The organism is Acinetobacter sp. SwsAc4, assembly GCF_013391535.1.
In the GTDB taxonomy this organism is placed as follows: domain Bacteria; phylum Pseudomonadota; class Gammaproteobacteria; order Pseudomonadales; family Moraxellaceae; genus Acinetobacter.
The window spans coordinates 1-23,115 of sequence record NZ_JACAXC010000040.1 but is presented as its reverse complement, the minus strand read 5'-3'; the positions used below and the strand labels follow the sequence as shown (position 1 = coordinate 23,115).

15 protein-coding genes and 8 pseudogenes are annotated in these 23,115 nt (G+C 37.5%); 12 read left to right on the top strand and 11 right to left on the bottom strand.

Annotation, left to right across the window (positions count from 1 at the left end; all coding sequences use genetic code 11):
• Positions 1 to 56: 56 nt before the first annotated feature.
• Positions 57 to 1,148, top strand: a pseudogene (locus tag HYG88_RS14205) (IS4 family transposase).
• Positions 1,149 to 1,226: 78 nt separating this feature from the next.
• Here HYG88_RS14205 and HYG88_RS14200 read toward each other — a convergent pair.
• Both HYG88_RS14200 and HYG88_RS14195 read right to left on the bottom strand, forming a co-directional pair.
• The gene (locus HYG88_RS14200) at positions 1,227 to 1,538 is read right to left on the bottom strand and encodes a BrnA antitoxin family protein (protein ID WP_005155677.1); all 312 of its coding nucleotides are present in this window, start codon (positions 1,536 to 1,538) and stop codon (positions 1,227 to 1,229) included.
• Positions 1,525 to 1,812, bottom strand: coding sequence for a BrnT family toxin (locus tag HYG88_RS14195; RefSeq protein WP_005155676.1), 288 nt, complete (start codon positions 1,810 to 1,812; stop codon positions 1,525 to 1,527). Before HYG88_RS14195 ends, HYG88_RS14200 begins: the two co-directional genes overlap by 14 nt.
• A 302-nt stretch (positions 1,813 to 2,114) precedes the next feature.
• Between HYG88_RS14195 and HYG88_RS14190 the strand changes: the two are divergent.
• A pseudogene (locus tag HYG88_RS14190) lies at positions 2,115 to 3,154 on the top strand (ISNCY family transposase); the annotation flags it as partial.
• On the opposite strand, the pseudogene HYG88_RS14185 reads toward HYG88_RS14190, so the two are convergent.
• From HYG88_RS14185 to HYG88_RS14165, 5 genes and pseudogenes are all read right to left on the bottom strand, one after another.
• A pseudogene (locus tag HYG88_RS14185) lies at positions 3,151 to 3,345 on the bottom strand (IS4 family transposase); the annotation flags it as partial. The pseudogenes HYG88_RS14190 and HYG88_RS14185 overlap by 4 nt on opposite strands.
• A gap of 28 nt (positions 3,346 to 3,373) precedes the next feature.
• A pseudogene (locus tag HYG88_RS14180) lies at positions 3,374 to 4,074 on the bottom strand (IS1 family transposase).
• A 60-nt stretch (positions 4,075 to 4,134) separates the two neighbouring features.
• Positions 4,135 to 4,371 (bottom strand): annotated as a pseudogene (locus HYG88_RS14175) (IS4 family transposase); the annotation flags it as partial.
• Between the two features lie 126 nt (positions 4,372 to 4,497).
• Positions 4,498 to 5,397 carry a ParB/RepB/Spo0J family partition protein gene (locus HYG88_RS14170; protein ID WP_005166156.1) on the bottom strand — a complete coding sequence of 300 codons (900 nt, stop codon included), beginning with the start codon at positions 5,395 to 5,397 and terminating at the stop codon, positions 4,498 to 4,500.
• An 18-nt stretch (positions 5,398 to 5,415) separates the two neighbouring features.
• Positions 5,416 to 6,192, bottom strand: a complete 777-nt coding sequence (locus HYG88_RS14165) for a ParA family protein (protein WP_005166158.1) — start codon at positions 6,190 to 6,192, stop codon at positions 5,416 to 5,418.
• A 913-nt stretch (positions 6,193 to 7,105) separates the two neighbouring features.
• Here HYG88_RS14165 and HYG88_RS14160 point away from each other — a divergent pair.
• The 7 genes and pseudogenes from HYG88_RS14160 to HYG88_RS14130 all read left to right on the top strand — a co-directional run bounded on the left by HYG88_RS14160 (position 7,106) and on the right by HYG88_RS14130 (position 16,061).
• Positions 7,106 to 8,278 (top strand): replication initiation protein, encoded by a 1,173-nt coding sequence (locus HYG88_RS14160; RefSeq protein WP_005155758.1) that lies wholly within the window; start codon positions 7,106 to 7,108, stop codon positions 8,276 to 8,278.
• A gap of 40 nt (positions 8,279 to 8,318) precedes the next feature.
• Positions 8,319 to 8,441 (top strand): annotated as a pseudogene (locus HYG88_RS14155) (type II toxin-antitoxin system RelE/ParE family toxin); the annotation flags it as partial.
• Positions 8,442 to 8,709: 268 nt separating this feature from the next.
• Positions 8,710 to 10,257 carry a class I SAM-dependent DNA methyltransferase gene (locus tag HYG88_RS14150; RefSeq protein ID WP_074163985.1) on the top strand — a complete coding sequence of 516 codons (1,548 nt, stop codon included), beginning with the start codon at positions 8,710 to 8,712 and terminating at the stop codon, positions 10,255 to 10,257.
• Complete coding sequence (locus tag HYG88_RS14145; protein ID WP_074163986.1) at positions 10,254 to 11,465, top strand: restriction endonuclease subunit S; 1,212 nt, start codon at positions 10,254 to 10,256, stop codon at positions 11,463 to 11,465. The genes HYG88_RS14150 and HYG88_RS14145 overlap by 4 nt, the downstream gene beginning before the upstream one ends.
• A gap of 53 nt (positions 11,466 to 11,518) precedes the next feature.
• Positions 11,519 to 12,547, top strand: a complete 1,029-nt coding sequence (locus HYG88_RS14140) for a DUF2939 domain-containing protein (protein WP_074163987.1) — start codon at positions 11,519 to 11,521, stop codon at positions 12,545 to 12,547.
• Between the two features lie 37 nt (positions 12,548 to 12,584).
• Positions 12,585 to 15,821, top strand: a complete 3,237-nt coding sequence (locus tag HYG88_RS14135) for a type I restriction endonuclease subunit R (protein WP_074163988.1) — start codon at positions 12,585 to 12,587, stop codon at positions 15,819 to 15,821.
• Between the two features lie 48 nt (positions 15,822 to 15,869).
• Positions 15,870 to 16,061 (top strand): hypothetical protein, encoded by a 192-nt coding sequence (locus tag HYG88_RS14130; protein ID WP_074163989.1) that lies wholly within the window; start codon positions 15,870 to 15,872, stop codon positions 16,059 to 16,061.
• Between the two features lie 541 nt (positions 16,062 to 16,602).
• Here HYG88_RS14130 and HYG88_RS14125 read toward each other — a convergent pair.
• The 4 genes and pseudogenes from HYG88_RS14125 to HYG88_RS14110 form a co-directional block, all read right to left on the bottom strand.
• A pseudogene (locus HYG88_RS14125) lies at positions 16,603 to 17,556 on the bottom strand (type II toxin-antitoxin system HipA family toxin); the annotation flags it as partial.
• 464 nt (positions 17,557 to 18,020) lie between these two features.
• A complete protein-coding gene (locus HYG88_RS14120) occupies positions 18,021 to 18,278 on the bottom strand; it encodes a hypothetical protein (RefSeq protein WP_004726728.1) in 258 nt (85 codons plus the stop codon).
• Positions 18,279 to 18,627: 349 nt separating this feature from the next.
• Positions 18,628 to 19,224, bottom strand: a complete 597-nt coding sequence (locus HYG88_RS14115; protein ID WP_004826955.1) for a putative adenosine monophosphate-protein transferase Fic — start codon at positions 19,222 to 19,224, stop codon at positions 18,628 to 18,630.
• Between the two features lie 12 nt (positions 19,225 to 19,236).
• Positions 19,237 to 19,404 carry a YhfG family protein gene (locus tag HYG88_RS14110; RefSeq protein WP_002125865.1) on the bottom strand — a complete coding sequence of 56 codons (168 nt, stop codon included), beginning with the start codon at positions 19,402 to 19,404 and terminating at the stop codon, positions 19,237 to 19,239.
• Between the two features lie 274 nt (positions 19,405 to 19,678).
• Here HYG88_RS14110 and HYG88_RS14105 point away from each other — a divergent pair, with 274 nt between their 5' ends.
• From HYG88_RS14105 to HYG88_RS14095, 3 genes and pseudogenes are all read left to right on the top strand, one after another.
• Positions 19,679 to 20,143: a hypothetical protein gene (locus tag HYG88_RS14105; protein WP_032073110.1), complete on the top strand. Its 465-nt coding sequence runs from the start codon at positions 19,679 to 19,681 to the stop codon at positions 20,141 to 20,143.
• Between the two features lie 12 nt (positions 20,144 to 20,155).
• Positions 20,156 to 22,495 (top strand): hypothetical protein, encoded by a 2,340-nt coding sequence (locus HYG88_RS14100; protein ID WP_178883321.1) that lies wholly within the window; start codon positions 20,156 to 20,158, stop codon positions 22,493 to 22,495.
• 4 nt (positions 22,496 to 22,499) lie between these two features.
• A pseudogene (locus HYG88_RS14095) lies at positions 22,500 to 22,991 on the top strand (site-specific integrase); the annotation flags it as partial.
• Positions 22,992 to 23,115: the final 124 nt, after the last annotated feature.

The window sequence follows — 23,115 nt, the reverse complement described above, 5'->3', positions numbered from 1 at the left end:
AAAAAGATAACTCATTGAAATAATGGCATAATACTTGTTTTCTGACGACGAATATGATGACACATTTCAATGAGTTACATCTCATCTTAAACAAATATCTAAAGTGGAACAAGTCACATGCAAAATGTTTTACACTGATTATGCTTGCATTAATTGTAAAACAGACATGTAATCTTTCTTCTGCATCTAAAGCCTTACCCATCAAGTGCTTACCATAATCATTTTATCGACGTATACAACGCTTCTTTGCAGATCAGTATTTCAATTATCGTCAAATTTCTCAGTTAATTTTCAATATATTTTCATTCGATAAAGTCCAATTAACTTTGGATAGAACCAACTGGAAATGGGGAAAACGAGACATCAATATCTTGATGTTAGCCATCGTCTATCGTGGAATAGCGATACCTATTGTTTGGACATTGCTCAATAAACGTGGAAATTCAGATACAAAAGAGCGTATTGCTTTGATTCAACGCTTTATCTCCATTTTTGGTAAAGATCATATTGTAAATGTGTTTGCAGACAGAGAATTTATCGGTGAGAAATGGTTTACATGGTTAATTGAAAATGACATTAGCTTCTGTATACGTGTTAAAAAAACTTTATTGTGACCAATCACTTAGCCAAGAATCATAAAATTAGTGATTTATTTCATCATCTTCAAGTTGGTCAAACTGAATGTCGTAAACGACGTATTTGGGTTGGTCGAGTGAAACTGTATATTAGTGCGCTACGATTAGAAGATCGAGAACTTTTACTTGTTGTTTCTCCTATGTTTAATGCTTCTGCTATTCGTGATTATGCATTACGCTGGGAAATCGAAACCTTATTTAGTTGTCTCAAAGGACGTGGATTCAATCTTGAAAATACTCGTTTAACAGACCCTAGACGAGTCAAGAAATTGATAGCAGTGCGAGCGATCGGTTTCTGTTGGTGCTATTTAACAGGTGAATGGCAACATGATCAAAAAAAAAGCGATAAAACGAAAGAAGCATGGACGACTTTCAGTAAGTTTATTTCGCTACGGTTTGGACTATGTTCAAATGGCTATTCTACGTTTGATTGGTTTTGGAAAAAAAGAAAAATTTAAGAAAGTGCTCGCAATTTTAAGGAAGAAAAAGCCTGATAGGACAAGGTCCCTATGAAATTTGTCGTTTACAGAGAAAATTAGCATAATACACGTTATACTAAATTAAAAATGGGAGCCTAAGCTCCCATTTTTATTAATGATTTTTTAAATCTTTTAGCATTGCTTCACGCAGAATTTTATTCATACGTGTTTGATAACCTTTTCCTTGTGCTTTTAACCATGCTAATACATCCGCATCAAGACGAACTGACGTTTGTTGCTTCACTGGACGAAAAAATTGCCCATGACGAATAGCATTACTCCAGTCTGTAATTTCAGGAATATCTGATAGATCTAGCTGATCGTCAGGAACCGTTCCCTTAGCAAGCAAGTGTTCAACTTCAGCATCTTGCTTGTTGCTGAAATTTTCATTCAGCTCTTCGCGTGTATATCTAACCATGCTCATATTGATTGCGCTCCGCTTTGGTTACTTGTCTTGCACTAATGATTCGTATGATTTCACAGTCATCTTCATCAAAGATGGTATGAGCGACTAATAACATCAGTACGCCTTTAACCTTACCAATGGTTTGCCAACGCTCTTCCCCATTGGTATGTCTGTCTTGGATTGAGATCCGTAGAGGATCTTCAAAAACAAGGCTTGCAGTTTCAAAAGAGATATCATGCTTTTTCTGATTCTTTCGATTCTTTGCCTCATCCCATTCGAAATACTGTTCCATAAAAAACATTCAAATTTGTATATACAATAATGTATCACATAATTGTATCGCTCAAGCTGAATAGAGTTTTTTTTGGTCAATTTTATTGGCTGAAAGTGACAATTTCGCTGAATAAAAAGCCGACTTGTTTCAAAATCGGCCTTTTGCTGTTTTTTAGGGTGGTTGAAATTTTTTAACTATATGAAAAACAATAATTTTTTAAAGAACTGTAACTCCAAAATAGAAATGTCCGGTTTCTCCAAAGTAAAAATGTCCGCTTTTAGAATATGCACTTCTGCAATTTCCTTAGCGGACGGTTTGATATGTTGGTGTCTATATCAGATAAAGAACTTAAACGATTGTCGGTCTTGCAGGAAATCTGCGATCAACGCATAACTCAATCCCAGGCTGCCTAGCTACTTCATATTTCAGAACGTCAGATCAGACGCTTACTGCAGAAATACAAAGCTCAAGGTCCATCTGCATTAGCCCATGCCGGTCGTGGCCAAATCAGCAATTCCAAACTTCCTGAAGAACTCAGACTCAAGTGCCTTAATATTGTTTCTGACCAACTCCATGGTTTCGGACCCACTTTAGCGCATGAAAAGCTCACCACCGTACATGGATTCGATCTTTCAGTAGAAACCCTGCGTTCTTGAATGATTGCAGCTGACTTATGGATTCCTCGATCCAAGCGCCTGAAACGCCCGTATCAGCCTCGTTACAACCGGGATTGCTTTGGTGAACTGATCCAAATTGATGGCTCACACCATGACTGGTTTGAAGGACGCGCTGCTAAATGCTGTCTGCTGGTGTTTATCGATGATGCTACAGGAAAATTGCAGCATTTACGCTTCTGTGAGTCAGAATCAACCTTTGACTATATGATTTCAACACGCTTATATGTCGAACAGCACGGTAAGCCTTTAGCATTTTACAGCGACAAACATTCAGTCTTTAGAGTGAATCAAAGCAGCAAGAAAGACACTAAGATTACCCAGTTTGGACGTGTACTCAGCACCCTGAAATCGATATCATCTTCGCTAATTCACCGCAGGCCAAAGGCCGTGTGGAACGTGCTAACAGAACCCTTCAGGATCGTCTGATCAAGGAGATGCACCTGAAATGTATCTGTTCGATTGAGCAAGCTAATGCCTGGCTACCCTGCTTCATTGAGCAGTTCAATCAGAAGTTCGCCAAGCTGGCTTTTAATCCTAAGAATCCACATCGGCCTATCACTGAAACAGCCGAAGAATTAGATGATATTTTTACTTGGCGTGAACCCCGCAGAGTCACGAATAGCCTGACGATTACTTATGATAAATGCGTATATCTCCTGGAAAACACCGAAGAAAATCAAAAGCGTTGAATCAAAGCAATACGCTCTTTTGTATCTGAATTTCCACGTTTATTGAGCAATGTCCAAACAATAGGTATCGCTATTCCACGATAGACGATGGCTAACATCAAGATATTGATGTCTCGTTTTCCCCATTTCCAGTTGGTTCTATCCAAAGTTAATTGGACTTTATCGAATGAAAATATATTGAAAATTGGTGGTGTTTCAAAAAGTATGCTGACATTAAATGAAGCCATTATTGATGTAAAAAAGGTTAAGTCGAAAGCTTTAAAATGGTTTTCAATCTTTTTTGAAAAATTACGATTCCTTCTAAAACCGCGCCTAATTCGATGCCTTATTTTGCAATTATTACCTTCAATGCCTACAGTAAAAAATTTACCAATACTTTGCTTGCAGTTTTTAAAAGCAGTTATGAAACTGTCCCAATGATCACTTGCAATTCGGGTGTAGTGAATACCTAATTGTTTAAGCTTTGTCTTCAATCGTTGAACTGTAGCTAAGTCTCTTTTACCCCAAACATAAGCAACAATCTCACCTGTTTCTCGATGGAAGGCGTAAATAAGCCATTGTTTATTATTCTTATTTCCCACAAAAGTCCAAAACTCATCAACTTCAAGAGACTCATAATGACTTTGTTTAGGCTGAATTTGGTAGGTCGATTCGGTTAAAGTACGTAAAACTTTACCGATACTGATTCGCTCAACTTCAGCGATATCTCGTATACCACTACCTCTGACCATCAACTGTAATATTTTTCGAGTAATGCCTGAATTACATCCTAGATAGCTCAGAGCATGGTCGCCAATAAACTGACGTTTACAGTCTTTACACTGATAGTTTTGTTTCCCATCTACTTTGATGCCATTTTTCTTTATACTGTCACTGAGGCAGGTTGGACATTTGATTTCTAGAGTTATTCGCATTTCTCTATTTTATTAAAATTCAACCTGCTTTGTTTCAGCATACTTTTTGAAACACCACCTGAAAATTAACTGAGAAATTTGACGATAATCGAAATACTGATCTGCAAAGAAACGTTGTACACGTCGATAAAATGATTGTGGTAAGCACGTGATGGGTAAGGCTTTAGATGCAGAAGAAAGGTTACATGTCTGTTTTACAATTAATGCCAGCATAATCAGTGTAAAACATTTTAGATGTGACTTGTTCCACTTTAGATATTTGTTTAAGATGAGATGTAACTCATTGAAATGAGTCATCATATTCGTCGTCAGAAAACAAGTATTATGCCATTATTTCAATGAGTTATCTTTTTTTGTCATGTACAAAGATAAATTTACTCAATTAAAAAAATAGTGTAGCAAGTTGCTACACTATTTTTTACTTTATTTCTCTAACATTCGTTTTAGGAAAGTTTCTAATTCTTGTAAATTTTGATCATCAAATTGTCCGATTTTTAAAGATACCTTTAATGTATTATGGTCAAATTTGATATTACCAGCAACTTTCCCACCATATTCAATTTTATGTACAATTGAGGTTTGAATAACTTCTTTGGTTTCTCTTGACTTAAAGATTTTTTCAGCTAGTGATGCCAATTTTGTCTGTTCAACTTCTTTGTTAAGCAATTTTGACCATGCTTCGAATAATGCTGCTTTAGCATATTCATGGTTTTCTTCATGATCTGATAGAAACTTTTTCACTGCTGTAGCAGCGGTCCTTGCTAATAATGACGGTTGTTTTTCCAAATCTTCAATCAACTCTCCAGGTAATTTTTCAAAAGATAAATATTTATACATATCTTCACGATTCATACCTAATGACTTTGCTAACTTCTGCTTATTTTTTTTTAATTCTTCATCCAAAGAAGTTAATCCAACATATATTTCATAATCTGTCAGATCTTCTCGCTTTAAATTTTCAGCTAATGTTAATAAAGCAACTTCTTCATCTGATGCATCAATAATGATTACTTCAATGGTGTTCTTATTGAGAAATTGGTGGGCTTTCAATCGTCTTTCACCAGCAATCAACTCATATTTATCATTTATTCTACGAACTGCAATTGGTTGTAATAGTCCAATTTCCTCAATTGATGCTGCTAAATCTTCAATATCTTGTTGATTAAAGAGTTTTCGAGGCTGGTTAGGGCTAGCCTGAATATCTGTAATTTGTACATTACGTCTTAGCTCTTTGACATCGTTAATATGCTCTTTTTGGGCATGTTGATGCTTTTGAGTATTTTGCTGAAGACGTTTAGCCAATAGCTCTTTATTACTTACCATAGTATTTCCAGAATTATATTATCCGACACGCCGAACAATTTCTTGTGCTAAAGTTTCAAAAGCTTTTCGAACTTTTGAGTTTTTATCAACAGATAATAAAGGTTGTTGCAAAATTGCAGCTTGATTAACCTTAGTGCTCATTGGAATTGTGGTATGCAATAATTCTCCAACTTGATTAAATGCTTCATCTTTTATTAATTTACATACATTCTGACGCTCATCATGTTTAATTAATAAAGCACCTAAGAGTTCTAATTCAGGGTTAACTCTTCTAATTTTACTTAAATGATTAATTAAATCAGTAACCCCATAGAGACCGTATTGTGAACCAGATTCAATTGGAACAATAACATGTGTCGAAGCGGCTAAAGCATTGCTGGTTAGTAATTTTAAGCTCGGAGGACAATCAATAAGAATGTAGTCATATAATCCTTCTAGAATTTCCAATTTATTTGAAAGTTCCTCGGATGGTCTTGGTGCATCATCTTTCAATTGATCTTCAGTTTTACCAAGAGTTAATGAGCCATATATTAAGGAAACATTTTTAAATTTTGTTTCTTCTTCTAATGCTTCCGATAATAGACTTATATCACCAATAAGTAATTCAGCTGATGTAGTTTCAACTTCGCTAGGGTGTCTTAATCCTATATGTAAACTTGCATTTGCTTGTGGATCTAGATCAATTACTAAGACTTTATTTCCTAATTCGGCAAGTTCTGAAGCGAGATGTACTACAGTAGTTGTTTTCCCGCAACCACCTTTATGATTAGCTACAGCAATGATTTTAGTTGACATATTTGTCTTAAGGAATTTACTTTGATTTCATTTAATATAAAGATATTTGTAGCAACTTGCTACAGTTCCTTTGTCATATTTTTATCTTTTAAATTCAGAAGATGTAGCAAAAACATTTCTTAACTTTTTTTAAAAATATAGCTAGCTAATTTTAATTAGTATTAATTAATATTAATTAGTTAATTATAATTAGACAGATTTTATTTGTTTAAAAACAAATATATAGAGTTTTTAAAGTGGAAGGCGTGTCACTAATAAGTGGAAAGCCTGTCATTGATAAGTGGAAGGCCTGTCACTGATAAGTGGAAGGTTTGTCACTAATAAGTGGAAGGTCTGTCACCGATAAGTGGAAGGTTTGTCACTATGGTGGAAGACTTGTCATTGTTATTTATTTTAACGTGGATTTTTTAGTTTAAAATAATATAATTCAATTACTTATAATGTTGATAAGTTTGTTTTTCTTAAAATAAAGGTGGAAGACTTGTCATTAGATGTTTTTTATTCTGTGGATAAACTATTTGTATAAAATTTAATTGATAACATGATGTTTGATAGTCAAGAATACCGGAATGGTGGAATGTTTGTCACTTTAATAGTGGAATATGTGTTTATTAATTCCACTTTAGTGGTGTTGTAGGCTATTTCTACTTTCAAATTGATTGCTTTAGCGGCACGGATGAATAATCAAAGGTGGAAGAATTGTCACTTAAAAGTGTTTAATTTCATATTTATTCCACCATAAGGCTGAATAGTATCAAAATTGCACTTTAATAGTGACACTTCTTCCACTCTTAAGGTGTTTGATGGGCATAAACTGAGTTAATTTAATGTAAGCAAGAGAAAATAGTGAGCAGTTTGCATCTTCTTCCACTTTTGTGTATAACATGTAGAAAATATTTTAATCTTTCCACTTATGAGCAATCACAACGAACCAGAAGAATTAGAACATCTACCTTATTGTATTGGTAATATTCGACATAATGGAGTAGTCAGCACTAGTAACCGTCTGATTAGACCAATTGAATTATCATCTAATGAGTATAAAGCTCTACTTTATGCAATGGCTGTTGCGAATTATGGTGAGAAGAATAATCAAGATCGTGAAATTACAGAGCAAACTTATATTTATTTGCATAAAGATGATTTAGGCGAACTATTAGGATTAGATAAAAAGAATTCCATTAATGTTGCTATTGATCGTATTTATAAAGAATTATCATCACGAGTAGCTCATTTTGTAATTGAAGAGCCCGTGGATGATAATAAGCGTAAAGTTAAAAAAGTACACTCAGTAGTACCAATTATTCGTGAACTCCGTTGGGAAGATGATGCTAAAAATGCTTTGCAGATACGTTTCACCAGTGAAGTACTTCCATATTTTACTCGTTTAGCAAATGGAAATTTTACGACCTATCAATTGAAAGATTTATTTGCTTTGGACTCTGTAACTAGTATGAGTTTGTATTCATACTTTATCAAAAATGAATTTAAGTATGCTAATCAAGATTCTTATGAGGTTGAACTTTCACTTGAGAATATCAAAGCACTAATTGATATTGGGGAGAAAAAATACGATCGTTGGGTTGATTTTAGACGATACGTTTTAGACAAAATTATTGAAGAAATTAATGAAAGGACTAGTCTTCAATTAGAGTACGATACCATCAAGAAAGGTCGACCTATTGTTGGAGTTCGATTTAAAATTCTTAATAGGCATGCCACTGAAGCTGTTGTATCTAATGCTAATGATAAGACTCAAATCTATTTAGATGTCAATTTTGATGATAATGCGCTTGTTAAAGAATTAGGTGCGAAGTTCGATATGACCGTAAGGTCTTGGTACATCTATGCAAACGACCCAAATTATAAACAGTTTAGTAAGTGGTTTAAGACAGAAGGGTGCTTAACTGAATCTCAAGCAAATGTGATAGTGAATGATATTATGTTCCAAATGGATTTTGCTGTCGCTGGCAGTTCAATGAGTGAATTTAAGAAAGAAATGAAATATAAATTAAAAAATAATCCAAATTTTGTAAAAGAAAATAGAAAACGATTGAATGAAATATTTGGAAAAGACGTTATATGACTGTGTAGCAACTTGCTACACTTTTTACTAGTAAATATTGATGACCTATAAGTTAGATTTTTTAGAAGAAGCATTAGCAGAATGGAACAAGCTGAATCCAAGTATTAAGCAGCCATTGAAGAGGAAGTTGATCAAGGTTTTGGAGAATCCTCGCATTCCCAAAAAAGGTGAGTTTCAGCAACATACTCATCTTATTTAGTAACGACAGCAAGTTTCCTGTCCAAGCTGAACCAAGTAAGAGTAAAGGTGGAGGCAATCCAAGTATCTCTGATCAATACAAAACCAATCTTTCAAGATTCAAGTACTACGATAAGTTCGGTATCTCAAAGATATACGACAAGTAATGTCATCTACATGCTTACGCATGCACAGATAATTGGTTACTATTCCCTTACTAAAACTAGATAAGCTATTCATTGCAGGTTGATTTTATGGCTCGTGCTCCAAAGCAAACCAAACAAGAACCCTTAGAAGTCGTTCTGTGGAAAACAGCAGACAAACTTCGTAAGAACATTGACGCTGCAGAGTACAAGCATGTTGTTCTTGGTTTGATCTTCCTCAAATACATCAGCGACACATTCGAAGCTCACTACAACTTACTCGTAGAAGGTGAGGGAGAGTTTGCCGGAGCTGACCCAGAAGACCGTGATGAATACACTGCATACAACGTTTTTTTTGTTCCAGAGAATGCACGTTGGTCATTCCTGTTAAACCAAGCAAAACAACCTAACATTGGCAAGTTAGTCGATGAAGCAATGGAAGCTATTGAGAATGACAACCCTCAGCTCAAAGGCGTACTTCCTAAGGTCTATGCACGTCAGAATCTCGATCCTACGAGCTTAGGAGAGCTGATTGACCTGATTGGTAACATTGCACTAGGCGATGCGAAATCTCGCTCTGCCGACGTGCTAGGGCATGTATTCGAGTACTTCCTTGGTGAGTTCGCTTTAGCTGAAGGCAAGCAAGGCGGGCAGTTCTACACGCCTAAATCCATTGTGAGCCTATTGGTTGAAATGTTGGAGCCATACAAAGGACGTGTATTCGATCCTTGCTGTGGTTCAGGGGGTATGTTTGTTCAGTCTGAGAAGTTTGTAGAGTCTCATCAAGGCTTAGTCGATGACATCTCGATCTATGGACAAGAGAGTAACCAAACCACTTGGCGACTCGCTAAGATGAACTTAGCCATTCGTGGCATCAACTCAGAGCATGTGAAGTGGAACTCTGAGGGTTCATTCCTCAACGATGCACACAAAGACCTAAAAGCGGATTACATCATTGCTAATCCACCATTCAACGTCTCTGACTGGAGTGGTGACTTACTTAAAGAAGATGCTCGTTGGTCATTGGGTGTACCACCTGCAGGTAATGCCAACTTCGCATGGATGCAACACTTCTTGTATCACATGAGTCCTAAAGGTCAGGCAGGTGTAGTCCTTGCGAAAGGTGCTTTAACCTCTAAAACCAGTGGTGAAGGTGAGATTCGTAAAGCCTTGGTTTCAGAAGCCAATGTCATTGACTGTATTGTGAACCTACCTGCAAAGCTGTTTCTGAATACCCAGATTCCTGCTGCTCTATGGTTTATGCGTCGTGACCGTGTTGGTTCAACCAAGTACAAAGACCGTAGCAATGAGATTCTGTTCATTGATGCTCGTAACTTAGGTCATCTGATTAACCGCAGAACCAAGGTGTTGTCGGATGAAGACATCAAGTTGATTACTGACACTTACCACAATTGGCGTAACAAAGACGGTGAGTACGAAGACGTTGCAGGCTTCTGTGCATCTGTACCGCTTGAGAAAGTGGCAGAGCTTGATTATGTACTCACCCCAGGTCGTTATGTTGGTTTAGCTGATGACGAAGATGAATTTGACTTTAAGGAACGCTTCACTAGCCTTAAGGCAGAGTTTGAAGCACAGCTTGTAGAGGAAGCGAAGTTGAACCAAGCTATTGCTGAGAACTTGGCAAAGGTGATTGTATGAGCGATTGGAAACAATGTTTGTTGGGCTCGATTGCAGAAGTGCAAACAGGTCCTTTTGGTAGCCAACTTAAGAATGAGCAATACATTACAGGAGGTACACCTGTAATTACTGTTGAGCACATTAATGCTTTTCGGATACAAAACATTGATTATCCTTCAGTTACTGAGGATGATAGACAACGCTTAGCAAGGTATTCTCTAAATGCAGGTGACATCGTCTTTACACGTGTGGGATCAGTTGATCTGAGTGCATATGTAAAACCCGAGAATCAAGGTTGGCTCTTCTCTTCTCGAATGCTGAGAGTACGCGTATCTACAGTAGAGGTTGACTCTCTTTTCTTGAGCTATTTTTTTAGGCAAGAAAAATTTAGAGAATACATTTTGAATATTGCTGTTGGTGCAACAATGCCATCTATCAATACGCAAATTCTTAAAGATATCCCTATTTCATATCCACCTCTCCCTGAACAAAAAGCCATAGCCTCAGTCCTTTCATCATTGGATGATAAGATTGACTTATTACATCGTCAGAACAAAACCTTGGAAGCCATGGCTGAAACACTGTTTCGTCAGTGGTTTATTGAGGAAGCGAAAGAGGATTGGGAAGTAACTCCTTTAAGTCGTATTTTTGACTTTTTAGAGGGTCCAGGGATTAGAAATTGGCAATATGTAGAGAATGGAGTGAACTTCATTAACATTCGTCTGATCGATGTGGGAGAGGTGAACGTAAATAGTGCTAATAAGATTTCTGAGGAAGAAGCATTCGGAAAGTATAAGCACTTCATGCTTGAAGAAGGTGATTTAATAGTCTCAACATCTGGAACCCTAGGAAAGAGTGCGATCATTAGAAAGTATCACCTACCTCTATGTCTCAATACTAGCGTCATACGTTTTCGCCCTAAGCAAGATATATACAGAGAATTTATGTACTCTTACTTAAAGTCAAGAGTTTTTCTTGAAGAGCTTGAGACCACTGCTAGTGGAAGTGTACAACTTAATTTTGGACCTACACATCTTAAGAAGATTGATATTAGATTACCTCCAACAGAGCTTATAATGTCTTATCACACAATAACTTCGGAAGTGTTCAATAAGATCAACTCAAATTTCGAACAAATCCAAACATTAGAAAAACTCCGCGACACCCTGCTTCCCAAACTGATGAGTGGTGAAGTACGCGTGCAATTTAAACAAGAATCAGCAGCTTAATTTTTGAGGTGAAGCCTATTGTGGCTTCACCTTTTTTACATCCAGGGGTAAACATGAACAAGAAGCTAATAGGGGCTTTAATTGCAATCGTAGTCGTGATCTGTGGCTATTTGTATGCTTCGCCATATCTCGCCATCAATAACATTAAGAAAGCAGCAGAAGCAGGTGATACTGAAAAGCTATCAACCTACATTGATTATCCAAGCGTTCGAGAAAGCTTTAAATCTCAGGTGAAAGCCAGTGTTATGAAGGACATGGCGAATAGCAATAGTGATGGTTGGGAAGCATTAGGTGAAATGTTGGCTGTTGCTATGGTGGATAAAGTCGTTGATGCCATGGTGACACCTGAGGGTGTAACACTCATGCTTCAAGGTAAGGATATTCGTGATGCAATTAAGCAAGATTTGGCAACTGAAGATGTCAAGCAAGAACAGAATGTAAAGTTTGAGTCGAGTACTCGATATTTAACTATTAATGATTTTGAGTTAACGCTTAAGCGATTGGATACAGACAAGAAGCTGAAAGTCATTATGCATCGTAATGGCTTAAGTTGGAAGGTAACCAAATTAGCTTTAGACCTAGATCAGAATTCAGTCGCTTTGGATCAAGAATCTAATCTTCAAGATACATCAAGCGAACAAGTACTTGAGGCAAAAGTACAAGATCGACCAACAATATCTCAAACGGTCTTTAATCACTCTGGTGCTCAAGTCGGTAAAGTCATGGAATTTTGCTATCGTGATCCATGTTCTGTTGCACAGGTCAAAGGATTTGAAATATTAAGCCAAACTCCAAATGACGTAGATATCGAATTGACCTTGTTGGGTGGAAGCAAAGGGTGGGAGGATGAGTCTACTGAGTGGAATGATGCTACTCATACAATCCAAATTACTTGCTCTATTGAGAAGCCGACAGTTCGTATGGAAGGACAAGTGACAGTAGTTCCATTGAACAAAGATCTAGGTGTACCAGGCGTTTTGATGTCGGATGCTGAAATTTATGCTCATGCGTGTCATGGCGATTTCAATGGAACACTAGAAGAAATGACAACGAATTACGGCTACAACGTACATACTGAATAAAGAAGAAGTGAGCAAGGGGGGGAGGATAGTGACTAAGATGACTGAATCAGACATTGAGCTGATGGCGATAGAGCAACTAGAGGGAATGGGTTATACCTATGTGTATGGACCAGAAATTGAATCCAAAGGAAATAACCCTCTACGAAGCTATAAGCAGGTCATCCTAGAAGCCAAGGTACTTGAAGCATTACAACGTCTGAATCCTCATTTGAGCGAAGACAAATGCATTGAAGCACTGAAGCAAGTCACCAATCTGCACTCCCCGGATATGCTCAGCAACAACCAGGCATTCCACCGCTTACTTACTGAAGGCATCAACATTGAAGTGAGCAAGGATGGTAACACCCAAGGTGAATATGCTTGGCTTGTTGACTTCAATAATCCAAGCAATAACCAATTCCTTGTCGTAAACCAAGTCACCATCAAAGAAGATCGTTGGACAAGACGACCTGACATTATCATCTATGTGAATGGCTTACCTTTAGTGGTCATTGAGCTTAAAAATGCCACAGACGAGAATGCCACTATAGAAGGCGCATATAAGCAGATACAGACCTACCAAAGCCAAATCCCTAGTCTGTTTACCTACAATGCCTTCAACGTCATCTCTGATGGTTTAGAGGCGAAAGCAGGCACTGTATCAGCAGACCTGAGTCGTTACATGGCATGGAAGACCAGTAATGGTCAAACCAAAGCCAAAAGTACTCAAGCACAGCTTGAAGTCTTGCTACATGGTTTGCTCAATCCAGTCACATTACTCGACATGATCAGACACTTCATTGTATTTGAATCCAGCAAACAAGAAGATGCCAATGGTTTGATCACCATCAAAACTATTAAGAAGATGGCTGCTTACCACCAGTACTATGCAGTGAATGCAGCAGTCCTCTCTACTATTCGTGCATCTGCAGTAAACTCGGACTCGAAGTCTGCAGAAGTCGCAATGCAGCAGCAAGGCAGAAGCAAACTGGAACTGGTTCAACAGCAGGCAGTAGGTGACAAAAAGGCAGGTGTAGTATGGCATACCCAAGGTTCGGGTAAATCTCTGTCTATGGTCTTCTACACAGGCAAGATTGTCTTGGCTTTGGATAACCCAACAGTGGTCGTGATCACAGACCGGAACGATCTGGATGACCAACTGTTTGGAACCTTTGCTGCATCCAGCCAATTACTGCGCCAGACACCAAAGCAAGCAGAGAATCGAGAAGAACTCAAAGAGCTACTCAAGGTTGGTTCAGGTGGGGTGATCTTCACCACTATCCAGAAGTTCCAACCTGATGATGGTGGCAGTGTCTATGAGCAACTCTCAGACCGAACCAATATTGTCGTAATAGCAGACGAAGCACATCGTTCGCAGTATGGCTTCAATGCAAAAGAGGTCGATGTCAAAGATGATGATGGTAAGGTGGTAGGTAAACGTACAGTCTATGGTTTTGCCAAGTACATGCGTGATGCTTTACCGAATGCCACTTATCTTGGCTTCACTGGTACACCAATTGAGAAAACGGATGTCAACACACCTGCAGTGTTTGGTAACTATGTCGACATCTATGACATCTCGCAAGCTGTTGAAGATGGTGCAACGGTTCGGATCTTCTATGAAAGCCGACTTGCTAAGATTGCCATCAGTGAGGAAGGCAAAGAGCTGATTGAAGACTTCGACGAACAGTTCAGTGAAGACGACTTAAACCAAACACAAAAAGAGCGTGCGAAGTGGGCAAGGGTCGAAGGACTGATCGGCAGTAAAGAGCGTATCAAGGCGATTGCCAAAGACATCGTAGAACACTTTGAACAACGTCTGAAAGCTAATGCAAACCAAGGTAAAGGCATGATCGTCAGCATGTCCCGCAGGATTGCTGTCGACCTCTACAACGAAATTGTAGCGATCAAACCAGAATGGCATAGCGATGATCTAAACGATGGTGTGATCAAGGTGGTGATGACCTCATCTGCTTCTGATGGTAAGGAGATTGCTAAACACCATACGACCAAGCAACAACGCCAAATCCTGGCCAATCGTATGAAGGACAATGATGACAAGCTGAAACTGGTGATTGTTCGTGATATGTGGCTGACTGGCTTCGATGCACCGAGTATGCACACGCTATACATCGACAAGCCAATGAAAGGCCATAACCTCATGCAAGCGATTGCACGAGTGAACCGAGTCTACAAAGACAAGATTGGTGGCTTAGTTGTCGATTACCTTGGTATCGCATCTGACCTGAAAGAAGCACTTTCATTTTACTCTGAAGCAGGTGGTAAGGGTGATCCTGCACTGGTTCAAGACGAAGCTGCAACCATTCTACAAGAGAAGCTCGAAGTGATTGATGGCATCATGCATGGCTTCAATTACCAAGAATACTTCACAGCCAATACTTCTCGTAAGCTCAATATTATCCTTGAAGCAGAAGAACACATCTTAGGTGTAGACCAAGGAGAAGGTAAGACTCGCTTCCTGACAGCAGTTGCAGCGATGTCACAGGCGTTTGCTTTAGCGGTGCCTCATCCTCATGCGATGGAAGCAGCACCAGTGGTTGCCTTCTTCCAAGCAGTGAAAGCGCGACTTGCGAAGTTCAGTGATGGCTCAGGCAACGTCTCAGGCATGAGTAATGCTGAGCTTGAAGCCAAAGTGAAGCAAACCATTGACCAAGCACTTGTTACTGAACAAGTGGTCGACATCTTCGATGCAGCAGGAATCCAGAAGCCAGACATCTCAATTCTCTCAGATGAGTTTTTGCAGGAGATGAAAGGCTATCAGCATAAGAACATTGCACTTGAAACATTGAAGAAGCTCCTTGGTGATGAGATCAAGGTAAGAGAACAGCGCAGTGTCACCCAAGGTAAAAAGCTCATGGATATGCTGAGTTCTGCAATCAAGGGCTATCAGAACAAGGTACTGACTGCAGCCGAAGTGATTGATGAACTCATCAAGTTGGCTAAAGCCATCCAAGAATCAGACAAGCTGGCAGAAGAACTCAACCTGACTGAATACGAATATGCGTTCTACTCAGCAGTCGCAGACAATGACAGTGCTAGAGAGTTGATGCAAAAGGATATTCTTAGAGAGCTTGCAGTTGTCCTCACAGACTCGATTCGTAAGAATGTAACCTTGGATTGGACTGTTAAGGAATCTGCGAGAGCGAAACTCAGAGTCATCGTGAAACGCTTGCTGAAGAAGTACGGTTATCCACCTGATATGGCTTTACTGGCGACAGAGACTGTCTTGGAACAAGCAGAGCAATTGGCTGAAGAATTAGGAACGGCAGCTTAGTTGTCACCACTAAATTACAACTAAAACACAACAAGGGGGCAGTTTTAAATGTCATTAGAGGGTCATTTTTACACTGCCGCTAACAAGCTTTTAGATCAGGATAAACTGGTTGAAAATTTCATATCTGGAGCAGATAAAAGAGTTAAGAATCTAGAAGTTTCACAAAAGAAATTCGTTCGTTGTCCCTTTTCTTTAAACCAAGAATTAATAACACTAAATATAAAAAAAATGGAAGAATAATTTACTAAGTTATTGTTTTTAAGTTGATCCTTGTTTTATATGGGGGTGATAATAACTTCTGATTACTAGTTTTTACCTTAAATATACCGATTGAAAGATTCATTTAAAGGCTATGAATACATGAGTTTTACAGTTTGGCTAGGTCAGCATGAGTACTTTTCACAAGATTTAAGATCGACCATGAACGTGATTAAGTTATAGGGGATTGATGAAATAGTTTTTATGAATTTCTGGCTTTCTGGGCTGATTTTATCAAATTCATGTCTATGCAAAATTGCGACATATTTCTCGTGCTGGTAGTTATCCAGAGTTTGGTCTGCATCTATCCATAGTGCAGACCTTTTTTTGGTGACAGTTTTTTCTTAGTGATTTTCGATCTGGATGTAGTGATTTCACGTTTGCAGAATATATCTTGGCGGTGATCCATCTAATATTCGTGATTATAAAGAGAGCTAATTCACAGGTTCTACAGATTATGTAGCGACTAACTATATCAAAGTCTATTTGCAGTTGATGGTTGGCGCTTAGTTTATATTTACGCTTAGGTTTCAGTTAAAAAATCAATATTCTGTTGAATCCGTGATTGAATCATCTGTAGGGTAGATTCTCGAATTTGATGGGGATACAGGCGCTGCGCAATTTGACTAAATTGAAGTGCAATTTCACGCATGGTCAAGATGATCTCATCGACTTCTAGAGTAGTCAGATTAGCTTCTGAAGTACCGAGTTTATGTATGTCATTTCGGGAAATATTGAGCGCTTCTCCCATAATGTCCATTTGATGATAACCACCTGGACCCTCGCAGAAGGTCACATCATAGGCTGGAGCCAATTTCCATTGACCATTTTTCTCCATGAGAAATGAAAAGTTCTTAGTATGGTCATCCCGATTATTGAAAAGCACATTAAACACAGCACGTTTAAAAGCATGCAATCTTTCTCGTACATCTTGCGTACACATCAAGGTTGCCCGGAGAAAATTGCGATAGTCTAGGCTACCTGGAACTTTATAGTCTGCTCCTGTATATGCAGCCAAACTCTGCATTGGAATCCGCATACCATTTTGACGATCGAATCGTTTAGAAGCAAAAGCCGTTAAACCATTGGGCAAATTAAAGAAATGGGTATCTGGAGTCTCAATTGCACAAAGTCGCAAACATTCTGCATAGACGGCTTCAATGGCGCAGACTTCAGGATGCTCTTGCTGAGCAGGGAACTTAATCAGCCAGGCTTCATGTTGATCAGAATCTTGAGTCGAAAACTCTAAATTGACAGGATCTCGGTAAACCAACGCTTTTGGTCTGGCACCTTGAGGGGAGCCACCCATGACCAATAAATGCTGTAGAAATTCACCACCTTCACCTTTGAGTACTTCTTGAACTTCCTGGGCCAGTTGTTGTAAAGGGATATTTTCTGAGGTTTGCATGTCAGCAACACAAGGTTCAAAGGAGAGGGCACCCATTGCGTGACTACTAATATAGGTCAGACGCTCCAATAACACTAAATATAAAAAAATTGGAAGAATAATTTATTAAATTATTGTTTTTATGTGGTTATTGGTGATGTTATGAATAATAATAACTTTTTTCTTGATGAATTTTACCTAAAAAAATTGATCAGATAATTTTCTTTAAATGTCATGCATACATAAATTTGACAGTTTGAAGGGATCGGTATGTGCATTTTTCACAAGGTTAAAGATCGACCATAAATGTGATAAACGGCAGAGGATCATTGAAAAATGAATGGATTTAAACACTACATGTATGCACGAAAAAAAGTATCGCTGCGGTTCTGCTGACAGGCTGTATTGAGCATTGAATGCAAATGATGTAGTAATTGTCTACAGGCTATAGGACCAGCATGAAGAAGAATGAAATGTAGTTGCCAATTTATAACCTTGGTTGAAAAGCATAGCATTGTTATTCGGAGAAGTGAGGTAAGCCATCCTTCTCTTATTCATTTAAAATGATTCTTACTCAACTGATCTCGACTCATGGGCTGGTTCCAATTAGACGGATAATAACTTCCATCCCCTATCTTTTTCTTACCACATTTCTTGCATTTAATCCCTTCTTTGGAGATTTGATTCAGCATCACTGTTGTCGGTTGAATCAAATCAATGACATAGTTCGTTGGTTCAGGAAAAGCAGAAGAGGCTGCTTTATTGCAAAAGAGAACATTCGGATCAAATGGATTGGATTGCACAAAAGCCATGATACAGCCACAGAGTAATTCACCTGCATGTAATCTGTAACATCCATTCAGGTCATCAGACGAAGATTAATCTGAAATTTAAGCACTAAACGCCATAAATCTATGTATGGGCAGACTTTTTTGAGACATATGTTGATAAACATGCGGCAAGTTACATTGCTTAAAAGTCTATCTAAGTTAACGATCTATTCAATTCTGGATAAGTAATCTGAATATTACGATCCTAAATTACCCGAAGAGTATTAAGATTTCTAAGAATCGTGATTGTTGGTTTATTTGGGAAATTAATCAGTGGATTGAAGCAAAGATGATGGCTCATTAAGGATTGTGGGCTTCGACTACTTAAATTTTAGGTATTTTGAATAAAGCATATTTCAAAAATCTTAATTAATGGATTTAAATTACCATAAAAACCTTCAATATTGGCTTGAATCCATTGTTGTTGAGAGTCAATGCGAGACCAATCAATACCATAACCACAATGAGCAATCAGATGCTCAAAGAAAATCCGTTGTGTACGTCCATTACCTTCACGGAATGGGTGTATGACATTAAGCTCACAATACAAGTCGGCAAGTTGAGGAATCAGTTGTTGTGGTGCTAAGCCTTGAAAGTATTTTTTTTCTTGAAGCGTTTTGAGTAGTTTATTGGTTTCAATTTCAATACGGGAAAAATTACAAAAACGGGTGTCACCTTTGGAAATATCGATTTGTCTTAACTTTCCTGCCCAGTCGTATAAGTCGCCAAAGAGCTGCGCATGAATTGATTTTAAGTATTGTAAGTCGTAAGGTGGTTCAGCATATTCAATTAAGTTACTTGCCAATCCAGACAGTTCTAGTTCAGCTTGTTCTAAAATTTGTTCATCATGAATATTGAGTTTGTTCTTTAGGATATTTGTGCCAGGGTAACAATACAGGCTGTCACCCATTTCCCCATATTTATCCATACATGCACCTGACTAAGTTTCGGGTTGCGAATACTTCTTATATTTTTGCAAGATTTCAGCTTTACTTTGTTGAGTTGTTTGAGCTGTCGTTGTAATGCCTTCAAGCTTTAGGCTGGCTTGATAGTTTTGCGCACGTGTCGCTTGAATATATTTTTTTTTCTGTTCAGTGGTTCTGAGCATTTCGAAACTCCATTGATGCTACACGTGAAGTAAGTATAGCAGAGAATCTTTTTGATCAATGCTGCATACACAGCATTTCAAAATGTAATACAACGGTATTGTTTCATGTAATAACAGAAAACTAAAAAAAAGTGGAAGAATTTTTAAAATTTAGACCACCCATGATAAGTAAACCATATGTATTTGTTGATAATTGTAATTTTGAGAAAATTTAGTTGATAAATTAAATGAATTTTAATATACAAAGATATGCTCATTTTTTATATCGATAAAAATGTTAAAATTTGACTATTTAGTAAAAAATATAGAGATATTTATGGGGCAATTTATCATGCCCTTTTGCTTTGATCGGCCAGATATTCAGATTGAGATGGTGAAAATCAATTCAGAATTATTGAAAATCAAAAAGATTAAACAGAGTCAGAAAGTCGTAGTACAAGCAAAGTTCAAAGTAATCTACGTCAAAATTTGGCAAAAAATTTTGCTATTGATGCAAACGGAGCGAGGATTACGTGTGCATTCTAATTATGTTGCAATCATACAGTTGATACAAAATCTGGATTATTTTATCGAAAAATCACAGCAACATTCATGCTTTGAGAGAAAAGCCCAAAAAGAGTTAGATGCAAAATTTTTTGCTCGATTTTTTAAGCTGACAAAAAATTCAATAAAAGATCAACTCATACCAAATTGTGCGGATTTAAATGAATTTTACACATACAACTCGATAAAAATTTAATTGAAAATGAATATGCAAATGACTGAACGAGAAAAGCGATTTTTAGAGTTAGCAGAAGAATTTCAACAAGATTATTGTCTGCTACGTGATGAAGTTGTGAATACACAATTTCTCGATCTATCAGATGATTTGTATGAAAAAGTTCATGCGCTATATGAGAAGGCGCAACAGATATACGGCTATATATCTAGTACGAGGCAAATTGGTAATTATTATTTGCTAGCTTGTTTAAGTTATTTTGCATCTCCTGATACTAGTAATACGCAAAATTTAACGTCTCAACGTTATCTGATTCTGCAAGCAAGTTTTTTAACTTATCGACATTACCAAGATTTTTCAAAAATTCCTAAAGGTGAGAATAAGAAAAAACAGGTCTGTGATCTCTTGCGTTATGTATCACGATATGTGCTGCATTCTAGTAATGCTGAATTATTTGAAGAATGCAGTAAGCTATTAAATCGTTATGTCATGTACGAACGTAGCTTGAAAAACGAGGATCGTAATCAACTTTTTAATATTAATGATTTTCAAGAAATAAAAGTAATTGAATATTTATCGGCACTATTGATCATATTTATACGACTAGATGATCGTAGTGTTGTTCATCGTCAACGTAAGTCAAAAGAACGGAAAGCTTTACAATGGCCAACTAAAAACGAAGTCAGAATATTTCGTGAAATAAAATCAGGTAAGCAAGAAGATGTCGGATATAACGCAAAAATCAGTTTTCATGATGCCGCTCTTCACAAAGATGAAGATGGTGAAATTGAGCTTGCAGACGCTGAAGTAGAGTTATATTCAGAAGATGAAAAGACTAAACAATTTAATCATATAATTAGTGATTATGTTGCGCATTACACGCGTCATCGCCAACGCCGGCATGCTCCATTTATTACAAATCCTCATTATTTAGCGCCGGACGTACTGAAGCAAGTTGTATATGTACTAAGAGCCGAATTATTTGGAAACTGGAAAGATGCTGCAATAGCTGCTGCATGTTTATTATCACTGTTGACAGGATTATCACCCGTTGCACTGATGAATTTTAACGAGCTTATTCAAGATGGAATTTTGATCCAAAAAGGTTCACGAAAACGACGGGAATATTTACTCAATTTAGATTTAAAAATTTCAGAGCAGAAAATACAGCGTCTTAATCATGTGCGATGGAATGAAGAGATGTCGCATCAACTACATCTACCTGCGGCATGGTTTGACTACATCGAGCAAGGAGATAATCCATCTATATCTTCAGCTTATATTAATACCAAGCTTAAGAATTGGCTTGATAATCGGTTTGTAGGTTCGATCACTGTAGAAAAACTGCAGGCTCAATTATATTTTCATATATATTATGAAACATATAATGAATATCTTGCTCATGTAATTGCTGGGCGGGATAGTCAGCATCACATGCCTGGTATCTATTATGGCGGGCTACCGAAAACTCAACTCAGTAGCACATATCTAGCCTTTTTAGAAAAAGCACTTACACCACATTCCACACATTTTACTGAAGACACGGCTGAACTAAAAATATTGCAACAACAATTCAAAGTGCAATCTGCATTATCTATAGGAAGGATAGGGAGCCAACTGGCACTTGAACCCAATTTTGTGAAAGAGCAATTCCATATTTTACATAGACATTGTCACGAAAACATCCAAGAAGATAAGCACATTATTAATCAACTTAATGCATATGCGTGTTGGATGTGGCATATCAGTTTGTTGAGTTTGGCAAGTCGGCCTAAAAAAAACCTGTTGGGGAATTTGGATGATTATTGTGTTGAGCTCAAGCTTTTATATGTGAATGATAAGAAAAATAGTAAGGCAAGAAAGGATGGTCGCTTTATCCCATTATCTGATTTTTTCATAAAAACACTGCAAAATTACACTGCCTTTTTAGAACAAATTATTGAAGCGTACGGTTCATTTTTTAGACAAGTCTTTGCAAAGAAGAAGATAACTGTAAATGATCTTTTTGGTAAGGTCATTTTTAGTAAAGATATCTTGCCGATAACTGTCAAAGAATGGCAGAGCAGGAAAATTAAGTTAATCCCTTTATCGAGAAAATGGGTGAATTCATATATGCAAGGAGTCTTTCCAAAGAATATGTATTCGAATTGGTTACGTCATTTTGACATGAACTTTTTGATGCATGAGCAGCAAGAGGGTAAACCAGCATTAGCTTTTCACTTAATTCAGGCCCTGTATGGTCATGACCAACGTGACCGAGAGGCTTTTCATCCGCATTCTTCACTTATCCCGAATGTCTATGTACAGCAAGCCCGCCAGCAATTGCAAGATAATGTCAAATCTTTATCGATTAAACACTTAGAGCGAAAATAGTTGTATGCAAAAAATCAAAGAACTAATAAAACCACAACTAGATGATCTATTTGTTGATATTCATAAAATGGTGAAAAAGTCGCTAGATAGACAGCCTTCTCCACCTGAAGTATTGACGAAAGAAATGCAGCAAAAACTTGATCAGCAGATCGCTGAAAAATGGCATGACATTAAAGATAGTGTTGATTGTTTGAGTCAAAAGTTGAGCCGAGACGAACAATCAAAACTGATGCAATTTACTGAAGATGAATTTAATAAAAGAAGGAAGCAATTCAACCAGAATGTAGATAAAAAATCATACAGAATTAAGCTAAATCCACATACTAAACGGATCGTACTGCCTAGAAAAATTGAGAGTACAGAGTCACGGTTAGAACAGGGGCATCTACATATCCATGTACTTAAGGAATTAAGGCAGTATTGGCAAGATTCATTTGAATATTGGAATGAACCAAAGTACTTATGGGGAAATTTATGCTTAAGTTTTATATATATTAGGACTTACGCATTGACGGATTCAAAAAAGTATTAAAATAGTTTATAAAGTATCTGTGATCAGACGAACTAAACATGCTTCTACAGCAACTTGTACATTACCCATTTATATGGGCTTTCTCATG